This window comes from Paenibacillus provencensis (assembly GCF_042678545.1).
Lineage (GTDB): Bacteria > Bacillota > Bacilli > Paenibacillales > Paenibacillaceae > Paenibacillus > Paenibacillus provencensis.
In genome coordinates, this window is record NZ_JBHTKX010000001.1 from 2,470,547 (window position 1) to 2,484,578 (window position 14,032).

At 43.5% G+C, this 14,032-nt stretch carries 13 protein-coding genes; 3 read left to right on the forward strand and 10 right to left on the reverse strand.

Annotated elements, in window-relative coordinates; all coding sequences use genetic code 11:
• Positions 1-8: 8 nt before the first annotated feature.
• From ACFQ3J_RS11895 to thrC, 7 genes are all read right to left on the reverse strand, one after another.
• A complete protein-coding gene (locus ACFQ3J_RS11895) occupies positions 9-488 on the reverse strand; it encodes a lasso peptide biosynthesis B2 protein (protein ID WP_251581835.1) in 480 nt (159 codons plus the stop codon).
• 1 nt (position 489) lies between these two features.
• Positions 490-783, reverse strand: a complete 294-nt coding sequence (locus ACFQ3J_RS11900) for a lasso peptide biosynthesis PqqD family chaperone (RefSeq protein WP_091154507.1) — start codon at positions 781-783, stop codon at positions 490-492.
• The gene (locus tag ACFQ3J_RS11905) at positions 780-1,718 is read right to left on the reverse strand and encodes an aldolase (RefSeq protein WP_251581837.1); all 939 of its coding nucleotides are present in this window, start codon (positions 1,716-1,718) and stop codon (positions 780-782) included. Before ACFQ3J_RS11905 ends, ACFQ3J_RS11900 begins: the two co-directional genes overlap by 4 nt.
• A gap of 136 nt (positions 1,719-1,854) precedes the next feature.
• Positions 1,855-1,989 carry a paeninodin family lasso peptide gene (locus ACFQ3J_RS11910; RefSeq protein ID WP_139236942.1) on the reverse strand — a complete coding sequence of 45 codons (135 nt, stop codon included), beginning with the start codon at positions 1,987-1,989 and terminating at the stop codon, positions 1,855-1,857.
• A gap of 52 nt (positions 1,990-2,041) precedes the next feature.
• A complete protein-coding gene (locus ACFQ3J_RS11915) occupies positions 2,042-3,970 on the reverse strand; it encodes an asparagine synthase-related protein (protein ID WP_091154503.1) in 1,929 nt (642 codons plus the stop codon).
• Positions 3,967-5,244 carry a sulfotransferase family protein gene (locus ACFQ3J_RS11920; RefSeq protein WP_251581839.1) on the reverse strand — a complete coding sequence of 426 codons (1,278 nt, stop codon included), beginning with the start codon at positions 5,242-5,244 and terminating at the stop codon, positions 3,967-3,969. The genes ACFQ3J_RS11915 and ACFQ3J_RS11920 overlap by 4 nt, the downstream gene beginning before the upstream one ends.
• 271 nt (positions 5,245-5,515) lie before the next feature.
• Entirely contained in the window at positions 5,516-6,919 is a 1,404-nt protein-coding gene (gene thrC / locus ACFQ3J_RS11925) for a threonine synthase (RefSeq protein ID WP_251581841.1), read from the reverse strand.
• 257 nt (positions 6,920-7,176) lie between these two features.
• Between thrC and yhbH the strand changes: the two genes are divergently transcribed.
• The 3 genes from yhbH (at position 7,177) to ACFQ3J_RS11940 (ending at position 10,524) form a co-directional block, all read left to right on the forward strand.
• A complete protein-coding gene (gene yhbH / locus ACFQ3J_RS11930; RefSeq protein WP_091154497.1) occupies positions 7,177-8,343 on the forward strand; it encodes a sporulation protein YhbH in 1,167 nt (388 codons plus the stop codon).
• Positions 8,340-9,779, forward strand: a complete 1,440-nt coding sequence (locus tag ACFQ3J_RS11935; RefSeq protein ID WP_091154495.1) for a SpoVR family protein — start codon at positions 8,340-8,342, stop codon at positions 9,777-9,779. Before yhbH ends, ACFQ3J_RS11935 begins: the two co-directional genes overlap by 4 nt.
• Before the next feature lie 193 nt (positions 9,780-9,972).
• Complete coding sequence (locus tag ACFQ3J_RS11940) at positions 9,973-10,524, forward strand: SEC-C domain-containing protein (RefSeq protein ID WP_091154493.1); 552 nt, start codon at positions 9,973-9,975, stop codon at positions 10,522-10,524.
• A 55-nt stretch (positions 10,525-10,579) separates the two neighbouring features.
• Here ACFQ3J_RS11940 and ACFQ3J_RS11945 read toward each other — a convergent pair whose 3' ends face one another.
• The 3 genes from ACFQ3J_RS11945 to ACFQ3J_RS11955 form a co-directional block, all read right to left on the reverse strand.
• On the reverse strand, positions 10,580-11,236 hold the full coding sequence (locus ACFQ3J_RS11945) for a hypothetical protein (RefSeq protein WP_091154490.1): 657 nt from the start codon (positions 11,234-11,236) through the stop codon (positions 10,580-10,582).
• Between the two features lie 319 nt (positions 11,237-11,555).
• Positions 11,556-12,563 (reverse strand): LacI family DNA-binding transcriptional regulator, encoded by a 1,008-nt coding sequence (locus tag ACFQ3J_RS11950; protein WP_091154489.1) that lies wholly within the window; start codon positions 12,561-12,563, stop codon positions 11,556-11,558.
• A 260-nt stretch (positions 12,564-12,823) separates the two neighbouring features.
• Positions 12,824-13,834, reverse strand: a complete 1,011-nt coding sequence (locus tag ACFQ3J_RS11955; protein ID WP_251581843.1) for a globin-coupled sensor protein — start codon at positions 13,832-13,834, stop codon at positions 12,824-12,826.
• Positions 13,835-14,032 lie beyond the last annotated feature (198 nt).

Consider the following 14,032-nt stretch of genomic DNA (forward strand, 5'->3'; position numbering starts at 1 on the left):
GAATTTCATCACCCTCTGACTTCACTCTCGTTCAGCTTTTTATTAGAGAACATCCCTACGACCGTATATTTTTCGATTCCGTCTGCTCCGGCTACATACATCGGGCCACTCCGAAGCCAAGCATGCGCATTCATTCCTCCGCTTTCGTTACGTGCAACACCAAGATAAAGCGTACTCTCAATGTTGCGCCTATTCAGCATCCTCATCCCAGCAATACTGGTTACGAGACACTCACTCCTCCAAGGCGTATGTTTAGCCGTCATATCAATGGCCTTGGCAACCCTCAGCCGTACCGGATCCAAAACGGAGCTTTGATCATATGATGTTTCTTCATTTTCACAACCTAACATCTGAGCAACTTTTGAGAAGGGCCGCAGGTTAATCACTCTCGCATAGGCCAAATAAAAGAAAGCCTCTATGATCAGTTTTCTCATGGCAGGCTTTTGCTTGGTGAAAGAGCGAAGTAATAAAGTTTTGCTCCGCATCATATTAAACCTCTTTTTGTTTAATAAGTCCTTCCTTTAGGAGGGAATTCATGAATAGCTCTACCTGTTGACTACATGTAGATTGATCTACCGAATATTCAGTGGATAAGGTCTTAACAATTCCTGAAATCGTATTGCCTTCAGCAAGCAATTCCCAAATACGTCCACCTGTACGACCCAAATTAAAATACTTTCCTGACTGAATGGACATCATCACTTTATCACCATTCATATCACTGACAACATGTCCTTCTTTATGAATATAGTAGACATCTTGTAATATCGTTTCTAATTTCATCTGATCATCCTCACTCCTCTTTCAATGGTCTGCAGCACAGTATTGACGAGTTGCTCAATTGTTATGGAATTCTTTGGACGATGCAGTCGACACAATTCTACTTGACTTGCAATCTCTGTCACCTTGTTAAAATGCCACTGCATACTTTGTATTCTCTTGACAAGAGGCAACCGATAAGTATGTGCTTGGAGCAACTGAATGCCCTCGAGGGAAGATACCGGATGCAACTGTACATCTGGCTGCTCTGAAGCAATAAGCTCATATACACCTGCTAATGGCAGTTTAACTTGGCTAAAGTCCTTTTTCCTTGGAACTGCATACTTCCATTCGTCCTTAATTACGCTGAGTCCATCGGAATTCATGGTTAGCAGGTCAAGACTCAATGCATTAAGTTTTTGCTGGGGATATGCTGGAGAAACCTTAAGTATAGATTGATCCGTACATACAGCAATGACATCGTCACTAATAAGTCTATAACCTCTATTTACAAAAGCCGCAGATAACGTTGATTTGCCTGCACCCGATTCTCCGACAAAAGCAAATGCATATCCTTTCACAGCTACTGCGCTGCCATGTAGAGGTAATATATTACGCTGGAGTAACAATACGCCCATACAAGTTCCTAACAAATATAACCTGACTCTGGATAGATCACTGTCTTTATGCGGCATCACCGTCACAGCTCTGCCTTGTACCACATGAAACGCTCCTACTTCAGGAATTTGAAATAAAAATTGATCATTCCTGCTTTGAAAGTTCTGTTCAGCCAATCTCCAGTCAATGCATACAGAGGACAAGTCTCCAAACTGAATAGTCACATCAATGTTTTCCTCTCCCGAAACTACGGAAGGAGTCAGTTCAGGAAGCGGCAATTCACTTTGAATGGTTAATCCAAAAGCTAAATAGGCGGATACAGCTGGTTTATCTTGTAACATGTAATCCTCCTAATTCATCTATTTAATAAGCTATTCTAAATCGGTTTACAGCTATCAACGAAAGCAGGTCTATCGTTCTCGCTGATAGCTGTAAGCTGTCAGTATGCATAAGTAAAAATGACTCCATTAATTCATATTAGCTAGGATCGTACAAATCTGCATCATGCTCGGAAATCCAGTCAATTTGTCTGAATCCAGTTCCTTGCTTAGTTTCACTCATATCAAGAACTTCTAGGCTAGGTACTTGCCATTCCATTTTATTGGTATGCATTCCTCTCACCTCCTTTCAATAATTTCGGATACACAGCTCAATTTACAAGAGGTTAGAATTGCTGTAAAAAACGATAAACAATCAGGCTGTGCATCAGCATTCGAACCTCAGGATCCCATGCAAGTTCTAGACGAGGATTATTCAGCTTAGTAATACCTTTGAGAATCTGGTCTATATTTAAGTAACCTGAGATGGAATTGTCATTAGTCATCCGTTTTAGCTCTGATACCCATATGTCCCATTCCGGCATAATTCGATAAATCCAATCCGCAGGCTGAACTCCTCTTATCGTCTGATTGAGTCTCACGTTATCCGGCAAGTAATTCACGGTGGAGCGACGCAGCAGAGCGCGATCTCGCCCCTTTTGAACATATTGCTCGAGTGGAACGGATAGACAGTAACGAACAACTCTCGGATCGTTGGTTGGATCCCGCTCAATAAGTCCATAACGCATAGATAATTTAGTAGCCATCGCCCCATTCTTGTTGGCAACGGCCAAGTTATTTATATTTTCTTTTCGTGCAGCTAATGCGTTAATATACATAGTTTCTTTATTTACAACGTATGGCTTCATTTGACGATGCATTTCCATCTTTCTGGCAAATTCCGGATGGATCAATTCAGGCATCTTGACTGTTTCCCCTGCTACCGCACGCTGCCTGCGAAGCATTGGAAATGCCTTCCTCCCGATAATGGGGAGCAGCTTCCCGTGCGGCACCTCTGCCAGACGGCTATATTGCTGAACTTCCCTCGCAAGGTGAACCAGCTTGCCTCTCCTCAATAAATGAGCGTAGTAGTCCAAGGCCGGTCCCCACGAAATCGTAAAGTTCCCCATAGCCCCAGTAAGCATTACGCCTACTCCCTGCTCCTGTGCACGTTCATAAAATCCGCGAATCCAGAATGAATTTTCAAAAAATTTGTAGGGGGTCTCCATAATGTCCAGCCAGTCATTCACTTCCGTCAACGGACTTTTGCCTGCAAAATTCATATAGTTCTCTCGAATATTCCCTACAAAATTCACTGTGGATTGAATGTAAGGCGTTTCATCTGCAATTAAACGGCTGGATGTCCAATCTTCAAACCCAGATACGGGTACATAGCTGTATGCATGAAGCTCCTTGCCGCCGGCTTTCAGCATCGGTGAGGCAAAGCTCGCAACCGTTCCTGAATCGAGTCCACCGCTGAGGGCAGTACCCACTTGCTTATACGTTCTTATTCTTGCTCGGACAGCCTGGTCAAACACTTCTCGAAAGGCCTCTTCATATTCTCCATCCGTCTTCAAATACAGCGGCTCTACTTCTTCAAAATTACTATATTGCCGTAATTCTACTCCATGCCTGCTTACCTTGATCCAATGTGCAGCCGGAATTTGCCTTACATTGCGATACGCAGTGGCATGAACGTCATACGATTCATACATTCCTCGGATCGTAAGAAATTCCGCCAGCCATTGCTCGTTTAACTCTTTGTTGAAATACGGCATCTTGAATAGTGGGGTCATAGAGCTGCAGAACGCAAAATGTACAGCATCATCAATATAGTAGAAGGACCTGCGTCCCGACTCATCACGTGCGCCGAACAATTGATCCTTCTTTGGATCCCAGATCATAAATACATAATCACCCAATAAATGCTTCGGAGCTTCCTCTCCCCACTTCACATAGGCTTCGAGTATTAATTGGCTGTCCGAAATGGTCATTCGCTCTTTGTGAGGAATCAGCAGCTTGTCAAACAGCTCACTGCGATTATCGATAATCGCATCCGCTGTGATACTTATATCACGCCTTTCATCATATAGAGGCAGCACTTCATGGACGGACTCCGGGGTCACCCACTGCATATGGCAGCTAAAAAACACATGAGCATCACTCCACGAATGAATACGATCCCACTTATATTTTGTTAAATATGCTCCTGCGGGGTCCATATCTTCAGGCAAGATCGGTTCTCTTCGGGAAAAGCATCCCATGATGGCGCTCATGATTTCCCCTCCCTTCCAGACAAGTACCCCTGAGCCCAAGTTGATAGCCGGTTCCCAAACGGAAGTATGGATTTAATTCGATCCAGCTTGCTTCTTAGCTGGATCAGCTGCTTTTCAATATGGTTCTTCTCCATATAGCTCTTCGTTAATCTGTTCTCCAGCAGCCTGACTCTCGTTTCAAGCTGAGCGATCTGGATCGAAGCCTGCCTGTGATCACTTATCTGGTTCATCTGCATAGCCTCTAATTCCAGGCCATCAACTGCTTCAATTAGCGGCGACCCCGTATCGGAAGTGCTTGTGCTTAATTCATAATCCGGCTTCCATGTATAACCGCTCGACTTCAGAAATTGTTCTTCAATCCGCTCAATGGTCGCTTCATCAGGCGAGAGCTCATACCTCACGCCCGTCATCCGCTGTGCCTCTTCCAGTTCTTCCGAGTACCCAAGATCATGAAATATTTGTGCTCCCAGCACTCGGCAATAGGCATCAACCTCATCAGGGCGAAGCTGATCTTTCCATGCGTCAATGGACTGCACATGTGCATGTGTATGATTCAACAAGAAGGGATCTCCTGCTCCCATGCTGTAAAAAAGATCTGATTTTTCTTCGCTTACCGGATTGCCGTACTTTTCCATTCCTTCTCGATAAGGAATGCCGATGAACTCGCACAGCATGCTTAATTGTTGTTCAGGCTGGCGTACGAGCTCCTCATATTTGATCTTATAAGAATATGCGGTTTCACCCTTGAAATACGTTGCGTAGCGGAACAGCCCGGCTGTAAGGTCTACGATCTTCATTCCAGGAACAGGCTGCTTGAGATCTTCGATCAGTGAAAATGCTTCTCCGCTGAATGCATTGACTTTCTTGTAGGAGGCAGCTACAGACAACGGGTTGCGAAATAATCCGATTCTTTTCGATTCAGGAAATACGGCATCCAGAAACTCTAGCAATATATAATATCTTGGCGACTTATCTATGATTTTGCTGGCGCCATTCAGATTTAATAATCCTTCATATATTTCAATTCCGAAGCTGCGCGCTGCTCTATGAAATAGCTCTTCTGAAACAATTCCATTATAGAATTGACGAATAATTCCTGTACCTCCGTAGGGGCGTACAGGCGCTAATTGCAAATCCGCAAGTGAGAGCAAATACCACATCTCCTGTGCGGCGTAGACTTCCTCATGGTTCTGCAGCATCACTGTCGTGAGTGAGCTTCCGCTTCTGGGCGTACACAGCAAAAATACGAGTTGATCATCACGGAAATGCTTCAAATGCTGCGTCTCCTTTCCGACAAATAACTGTAGATTATTTGTTGATGTGTGCATCTATCTTAAAATAATGATACTTTATGTATTATTAAACCTACTTTATGATACAATTTGTATCATGTCAATGCTTTATTTTTCATCCTTTTTCACAGTTGTATTTTCATATCTCGTTTCACAAACAAAAAAAGTCTGCTCCCAAGATATTATCTTCGGAAACAGACTTTTATGCTTATGCTTCTCTTCATAATTATGAAAAAATAATGTATTTCAACGATTATTTGTTATAGAAAGGAACAAGCTCTGCCACAACAGCATCAAGCTTTCCATCCACAAGCTTCTTCCGTGTAGGCAGATCCGAAAGTTTCGCGATCTGCTCGGGGAAGTTCTGCTCAATACCGCACAGCTCAATGGCTTCATTAAACTTGGCTGGATGTGCTGTAGCTAGCGACACTACCACTTCCTGCTCTTTTGTCGTTTGCTCAGCTGCCCTTACACCGCAAGCCGAATGAGGATCTAGCAGATAGGTCGTTTGCTCATGATATTTCTTGATCGTATCCAGACATTCTTCACCAAGCACTCCATAGGCTGCAAATTCCTGCTGTACTTTCGCCAGCACATCTTCCGGAATTTGAATTTGACCCTTCTCTTGGAAAGACTTCATATATTCTTCCGTCTGAGCAGCATCCTCTCCCAGAACGTAATACAAATAACGCTCAAAGTTGCTAGCGACCTGAATATCCATAGATGGACTGTAGGTCGTATGGAATTGATCCGGCTTATACAGCCCTTTGTTAACAAACTGCTCAAGAATGTTATTCTCATTCGTCGCCAATATGAGCTTGCCCACGGGAAGACCCATCCGGGATGCGAGATACCCTGCAAAAATGTCACCAAAGTTTCCTGTCGGAACACTGAAATGAAGCGGTGAACCCTTTAGTTCCGGACGCTCGTCTGTCACCCGGAAATAGGCATAGAAGTAGTAAACCGTCTGAGCGAGAATTCGCACAATATTTATAGAATTAATTGCACAGAGATGATGCTCCTGCTTGAATTCTACATCCGCAAACAGCTGCTTAATCATACGCTGGCAGTCGTCAAAATTCCCTTCGACGGAAAGGTTCAATACATTGTCGTCCTGCACTGTCGTCATCTGCAGCTCTTGAACCCTGCTGACCTTACCATTTGGATGCAGAATGCAGATATTGATGCCTTCTTTTCCTCGAACCCCTTCAATCGCTGATGCACCGGTGTCCCCTGAGGTTGCTCCGAGAATATTAATCTGTTTATTGTATTTGCGTGCGACATAAGTATATAGATTGCCCATCAGCTGCAGAGCAACATCTTTGAACGCAAAGGTAGGCCCATGGAACAACTCAAGCAAATATATTTGATCCGTCAGCTTACGAACAGGTGTAACAGCTTCATCACGGAATGTGCTGTAGCTCGCATACACCATTTCTTTCAGTTCGGCTTCCGGAATTTCTTCATTCGTATAGTAGGAGAAAATTTCGAGCATGAGATCTTGAAAGGATAGATTCCGCCATGCCTCCAGCTGTTCTGTCGGTAACGAAGGTATCGTGCTTGGTACAAGCAGACCTCCGTCCGTAGCCAGCCCCATTAGAAATGCATCAATGAAGCCAACCCCGTTTACATGTCCTCGAGTACTATGATATTGCATCTATTTCCCTCCTGCATTATGGACCCAATTCTCGTTTCACTGGACCTCTACTTTTTCTTTTTAACCATAATACTACTATCTTGGATAAAAGCGAATCTTTTTCTAACAAAAATCGTCAATACCATGGCATCTTGAAAAAAAAGTTTCGATATATTCTTTATTTATTATATATGTCATCACATAACGTCCCTGCCCGTGAATATACATAATTTACAGCAGGCCAAACTGTGCCGCGTAATCCAAGGGGGGTGCCTAACATGCCAGATTCTCGCCATCCTTACTCGTTTGTCGTCTCCAAAGAAGATTGGTCGCTTCACCGTAAAGGGTACCAAGACCAGCAGCGCCATCAGCAGAAGGTGAAAGAAATCATTAAGCAAAACCTGCCCGATCTCATTACAGAAGAAAACATAATTATGTCCGATGGCAAGCAAATCATCAAGGTTCCAATCCGGAGTCTGGACGAATATCACTTTGTGTACAACTATCAGAAGCAGAAGCATGTCGGCCAGGGTGACGGGGACAGCCAGGTCGGTGATGTAATCGGCCGCGATCCTGCTAGTCAAAAGTCCGGCAAGGGTGAAAAGGCAGGAGATCAGCCTGGTCACGATATCGTTGAAGCTGAGGTCAGTATTGAGGAACTAGAGAACATGCTGTTCTCCGAATTGGAACTGCCGCATTTAAAGCAAAAGGATAAGGAACAAATTGAAACGCATAACATCGTGTTTAACGATATTCGCAAAAAAGGAATGCAATCCAATATTGATAAGAAACGGACCATTCTTGAGAACCTGAGACGGAACGCCACTAGTGGAAATCCAGGCATACACCACATCAGTCCGGATGATCTGCGCTACAAAACCTGGGATGATACTGTAATCCCGCACTCTAATGCTGTCATCATCGCAATGATGGATACCTCCGGCTCTATGGGGTCCTTTGAAAAATACTGCGCGCGCAGCTTCTTCTTCTGGATGACCCGCTTTCTTCGAAAGCAGTATGAAAAGGTAGAAATCGTGTTTGTTGCCCATCATACCGAAGCCAAAGAAGTGACCGAGGAAGAATTTTTCACCCGGGGAGAAAGCGGCGGTACCATCTGCTCCTCTGCTTATATGAAGGCTCTTGAAATTATTGACCGTCGCTATCCTCCTTCAAGCTATAACATTTATCCCTTTCACTTCTCGGATGGAGATAACCTCACCTCTGACAACGAACGCTGTGTGAAGCTCATCGGAGAACTGTTGAAGCGAAGCAATATGTTTGGCTATGGAGAAGTGAACCAATATAACCGCAGCAGTACGCTGATGTCCGCCTATCGTAATATTAAAATGGATCAATTTATGTACTACGTGATCAAGGAGAAGGGCGAAGTCTACAATGCGCTGCGAAACTTTTTCCATAAGAAGGAAGGAGGCAGTGCTTCATGAGCAATGAAATTACAGAACTGGAATATGCTATTGCAGAAATCATGGAAATTGCTGACGGATTTGGGCTTGATTATTATCCGATGCGTTATGAGATCTGCCCTGCCGACATCATATATACTTTCGGAGCCTACGGTATGCCGACTCGATTCAGCCATTGGAGCTTCGGCAAGACGTTTCAAAAGATGAAGATGCAGTATGACTTTGGCTTGAGCAAAATATACGAGCTTGTGATCAACTCCAATCCATGCTATGCCTTCCTGCTGGATGGGAACTCTCTGATTCAGAACAAGCTCATTGTAGCCCATGTGCTTGCACACTGTGATTTTTTCAAAAACAATGCCCGCTTCTCAGCCTCCAACCGCAATATGGTTGAGAGCATGTCAGCGACTGCAGACCGAATCAGCCAGTATGAGCTTGAATACGGTACGGAAGCCGTCGAATCCTTTATTGATGCTGTACTCGCTATTCAGGAGCATGTAGATCCGCAGCTGATCAAGCCTCAGCATCTCGACAAGCAGCGGTACATGGAAATGAAAATGAAGCAGCAAAAAGAAACCAAAGTCATCCGCCCTCCCGGACGATATGACGATATATGGGCCATCGGCGAACCTGCTGAATCAACAGTAGAGCAATCACAGCATAAGGTTCACCACTTTCCTCCCGAACCGGAGAAGGACATCATGTGGTTCATACAGGAATTTTCCGAAACACTAACCGATTGGCAGAGAGACATCATGAGCATGCTTCGTGAAGAGATGCTCTATTTTTGGCCCCAAATGGAGACCAAGATCATGAACGAAGGCTGGGCTTCCTACTGGCATCAACGTATTATACGCGAGCTTGACCTGACAAGTGAAGAAACCGTGGAATATGCCATGCTTAATGCCTCTGTTGTGCAGCCATCGAAGCAAAGCCTGAACCCTTATTATCTCGGAGTCAAAATCTTCGAGGATATCGAACGCCGCTGGGATCACCCGACCCTTGAGGTGCAGGAGCGCTTTGGACGCAAGCCGGGGGAAGGAAGGTCCAAAATGTTTGAGGTTCGCGAGTACGATTCAGACACCTCCTTCATCCGCAACTATATGACAAAGGATTTAGTCGAAGATCTCGACCTGTATGTGTTTGAGAAAAAAGGACCCGAATGGAAAATTACCGACAAGTCTTGGGAAAATATTCGTGATCAACTGATCTATGCCAGAGTCAATGGCGGCTCACCGTATCTTGTCGTGCAAGACGGAGATTATCTTCGTACTGGAGAACTCATGCTTAAACATCAGTACGAAGGCATCGAACTTGACTTGAAATATATGGAACGTACGCTTCCTTACGTATATAGATTATGGGGTCGAACGGTGCATCTTGAAACCATTATCGAAGATAAACCGGTGCAATTTACATTTGATGGAAAAAAGATCTACCGCAAACTGTTAAATTAACACGATTGCCCCGTTTTAAGCCTGTTTTAGCCCATTTTTGGGTTGAAACAGGCTTTTTCATGGAGTACATTGAAATATAGGGGGCATTACATCTAAACCCATTAAAATATGATATAATCTACTTTTGTTAGCGCCTTACATTATTGCGCTCATCATTAGAATCTCTTTGATAGAATTAAAGGAGCGAACGAACTTGATCAACCTAGGTAGAAACGAACCGTGCCACTGCGGCAGTGGCAAGAAATATAAAAAATGCTGCCTCGAGAAAGATAGACAAAAGCAGCGTAATGTAAGGGTAGCCACTTCAGTCGAAGTCATTACCAATCGCCGCCCTGTAACATCCTCAGCAGCTGTATCTGCACCCCCTGCTCCTCTGGTAGCTGATAAGAACCTTCAGGATTCTGTCCTGAACTTTACAGAGATGACTTGGGAACACGATATGCACCTTGAACTTGCTGAATCTGCTATTCCTGCAATCGCAGAAGAGTACAAGCTGAACGAGGAAGAGACAAGTGGACTTGTCTTGCTATGGAACAGCTACAGCAATAGTGAAGCTCCCCGCTATCGTAAGCCAGGAGGTTTTGCTGGTGCATTAGAATATGTCACTGCAACGAAACAAGGTAACACCATTAGTCAATCCGAGCTTGCTGCTAAACACGAAGTATCTGCTACAACCCTCTCCAAGAGCATTGGACAGCTGTCTGAATTCGTAGAAAAAACTTCCTTTGCAAGCCAAAGTGTCTAGAATCGAAGAGTCCGAAAGCGACCTGTTTGAGCAGGTCCTTTCGGATTTATTTTATTTAAAATGCTGTATACATTACTGAATGCGGCTCAAACTCTTCCAGCTCAGAATTATATTGATAGGTAATTACAAGGTCGCCAATATATTGAGTAATGGATTGGGCAACACCGAGCGTTGCCGTCACTGTGCTCCCCTTCACTTCATAATCGACATAATTGCCTACAGATACAGGACCAACATCATCAAATTCTGCACTCATCTGTATGTATTCTTCTGCAGCATCTACGGGATCCTTCATCATGATCTCAATCATCTTCATTCCATCGACGATATGGAGCTGTTCTACATAAACACCTGTTCCATCAGCAGACGTTAAGGATATAATCGCATCTTCTACCCCATCCTGCGTAACATCCATTGCCATTAATTGTGCAGATGCTGTCTCCGAGGCCACGCTTCTCCAAGGAAAGTTAAGATATTTCCCTCCCCATGCCAATATCATTCCCTCATAAATTCCATCTGTTTCTTGTACCGGATACAACGCATTATCGGTGCCAGGCACAACGGCTACTGCATCCATTGCAGGCTCGATTCTAACTTCATCTGTATTCTCTATATTTGAAAGGGAATTCCCCTTATACTCTGCAAACACAAGCGCACTTCCCACAAACATGACACAAGTCAGTAAAATGACTGCTTTTATTAATCTATTCAATGAAAATTTAACTCCTTTATGAAATTAATTCGAATGTGCAAAATTTAAACTTGTCCTTGTCCCATTATATAGCTCCTCTGTACTTATAAGATAGTCATTCTCGTAATAAATGGGTAAATTTCTTGAAAGGTTTATTTTTAATTGGATGAATCAATTTTCATAATACCTTTAGCTGCTTACATCAAGGGTATATATAGATCAAAGATCACATCGAAATAAAAAAACACCTTCTGACCGATCTGCATGAAAAAACTTCATGAGATTGGGTTTAGAAGGTGTTTCCTTGTTTCTATAAAAAAATGTACACAACAGCATTGCTTCAGGCAAGCTTAGCCTTCCCTGTTGTTTGCCTAACGATCAGTTCAGAAGGCTCCATAATCACAGGTGGAGAATAGTCCCGATTCTCTATGAGGGCAATCAAGCATTCAATGGATTTGATGCCGATGGAGTAAATATTTTGATTCACTGTCGTCAAATTCGGCTTGAATACTTGTGCATGATAAGTATTATCAAAGCCTACAACAGAGATATCTTGAGGAACGGACAGTCCATGCTTCTCAATTTCGTGAATTGCCCCAAAAGCGGAGAGATCAGAGGCGCATACAATGCCTGTCGGCGTGTCTTTGAGTGCAAGCAGTCTGCGCATCGCAGCCGCTCCGCCGTCAAATGTATAATCACATACCTCAAGGTAGCTGGTCAGATAAGATAATCCGCAGCTTATTAAGCCTTGTCTGTATCCTTCAAGCCGCATATTAGCAATAGAAGGCCCCAAGGTGCCCGATATGTAGGCTATTTTACGATGACCGAGCTCGTAAAGATGTTTTACACCCTTATGAATTGCATTTTGGTTATCTGTTGTAATATACCCTGCCCGCTTACCAACGATATCCATATCGACAAACATGGTTGGAATATCCGAATGAATCAATTCATCGATGCTGCGATTATCGCGCTCCACTCCAAATACGACTACTCCATCCACATTACGGCTTCGGCAATGCTTAATAAAAGAATAATGCGGATCATCAAAACGAGTGGATAAACGAACCAGATCATATCCGCTGTTCTCAAGCGCTGTCTTAATACCTTCTAACAGTTCGGCTACAAATGGATTCGTAAAGGGGACGGTCAACAACACACCTACAGTCCATGATCTTCTTTTTACTAATCCCCTAGCCACCACATTCGGTTGATAATGCAGCTGCTCAATAGCCAGGTTTACTCTCTTACGTGTTTTGTCACTTACATCGGGATAATCATTCAGCACCTTTGAAACGGTAGCAACTGAGACCCCGGCTTCTTTAGCCACATCATGGATCGATGCCATTTGATCACCTCTACGTTCTCATTATCCTAAATGCATTTGCATGCTGGTTAACTTGGTTTTGCATGAATGAATTCATTATAGCCTAAAAGGTGTCATCCTCATAGAATTAAATTGTATGCGCTTACTATTTACAATTTAAACGAATTTAGAAGAGACAAAAGACATTACAATGCCTTTTGCTCTTATTTCAGGATTTTGCATAATTCGATTTAGCGAAGTGAAGAGGTATATATCTAGTTGATTTGAACCGTTCTTAGAAGCTACGAATGAGAGGCTTGAAGCTCTTTGAGGTCACCTGATACGGATTCCATTATCTGAACGAATGCCATAAGCTCACTGGAGCTGAATACTTGCTTACTTGCGTTGTCCTTCGTATTATCGGACTCACTCTGTACTTGATCCAGCTTCGTTCTAATACTGTTCAGCACACTCTGGATTTGCTCCATTGCCTTCTTGGAACCCGTAGCCAGCTTGCGGATCTCTCCTGCCACGATCTCAAAGCCCCTCCCGCTATCTCCCGCATGAGCAGCCTCAATGGCTGCATTTAGTCCCAGCAGATGGCTTTGGTCTGAAATTTCACGGATGAGACTACCCATCTTTTGAATTTCCTTTACCTCTTGATTCAGGTCATCGATCAGCTTATGGGCAGATTCCTGGGAAGCTGCCGTCTGTCTTGCTGTTTCGGCGATCAGCTCCGTATTGTTATGCAGCTCATCAATCATACCGGTCAGTCTCTGAGACACCTCTGTAATAGCCTGCAGCAGACGCTCCTGCTCATCTGCAATATCGGTTATCTTCTGCTTTTCCTTCCCTTCGTAAGCTTCGAGCACAAGCTGGGAATCAAAATTAAACATCTTGCTAAGAGCATGTATAACAGGATACCATCCATTTGGCATGATTTGCTGTACGATGCTGGTGGCCACATCCAGATACACCATATAACTGCCCAAGTAAAAATCGGATTTAAGTCCAATTTTGGAATGGATAAGCCCGATTTGTATACGCTTCTCGATAAAATCTTCATTTATACGCCCATCGGTCAGGGACATAAAATACCACCGTTGTGTCTGCTTTAAACGTTCTATCGTGGAGTATTTGGTAATGATGCCTCTAAGTTCTTCCACTTGTTCTATTCGGTCATATAACCGGTCAACAACCTCCTCTACTATTTTTTCAAAAATAGGACGGTGGTTTTGAAGCAATTCCAGCTCCAGATTGGTAATACCTATGTAGGCCAGCTGTCGTTCTCGATCTTCGGAAACCTCAATCATTTCGAAAATTCTCCCTCCTTGCCACTATTTTTCCTTATATTAGTATTTTGTTGCTTCGAAAAATCATTATAGACCTTTAATACCACAATATCATAATCCTAAAGTCCTATTTTGCATTTATCTTCCTATTCTCATTACAGGAAAAAAGTAAAAACACGCTATCTGAGTTGCACAATTTGCAATAATCAGACAGCGCAT

Coding starts and splice junctions, on each gene's coding strand:
- ACFQ3J_RS11895 (WP_251581835.1), bottom strand. CDS start 488: ATGATGCGGAGCAAAACTTTATTACTTCGCTCTTTCACCAAGCAAAAG.
- ACFQ3J_RS11900 (WP_091154507.1), bottom strand. CDS start 783: ATGAAATTAGAAACGATATTACAAGATGTCTACTATATTCATAAAGAA.
- ACFQ3J_RS11905 (WP_251581837.1), bottom strand. CDS start 1,718: ATGTTACAAGATAAACCAGCTGTATCCGCCTATTTAGCTTTTGGATTA.
- ACFQ3J_RS11910 (WP_139236942.1), bottom strand. CDS start 1,989: ATGCATACCAATAAAATGGAATGGCAAGTACCTAGCCTAGAAGTTCTT.
- ACFQ3J_RS11915 (WP_091154503.1), bottom strand. CDS start 3,970: ATGAGCGCCATCATGGGATGCTTTTCCCGAAGAGAACCGATCTTGCCT.
- thrC (WP_251581841.1), bottom strand. CDS start 6,919: ATGCAATATCATAGTACTCGAGGACATGTAAACGGGGTTGGCTTCATT.
- yhbH (WP_091154497.1), top strand. CDS start 7,177: ATGCCAGATTCTCGCCATCCTTACTCGTTTGTCGTCTCCAAAGAAGAT.
- ACFQ3J_RS11935 (WP_091154495.1), top strand. CDS start 8,340: ATGAGCAATGAAATTACAGAACTGGAATATGCTATTGCAGAAATCATG.
- ACFQ3J_RS11950 (WP_091154489.1), bottom strand. CDS start 12,563: ATGGCATCGATCCATGATGTGGCTAAAGAAGCCGGGGTCTCAGTTGCT.
- ACFQ3J_RS11955 (WP_251581843.1), bottom strand. CDS start 13,834: ATGATTGAGGTTTCCGAAGATCGAGAACGACAGCTGGCCTACATAGGT.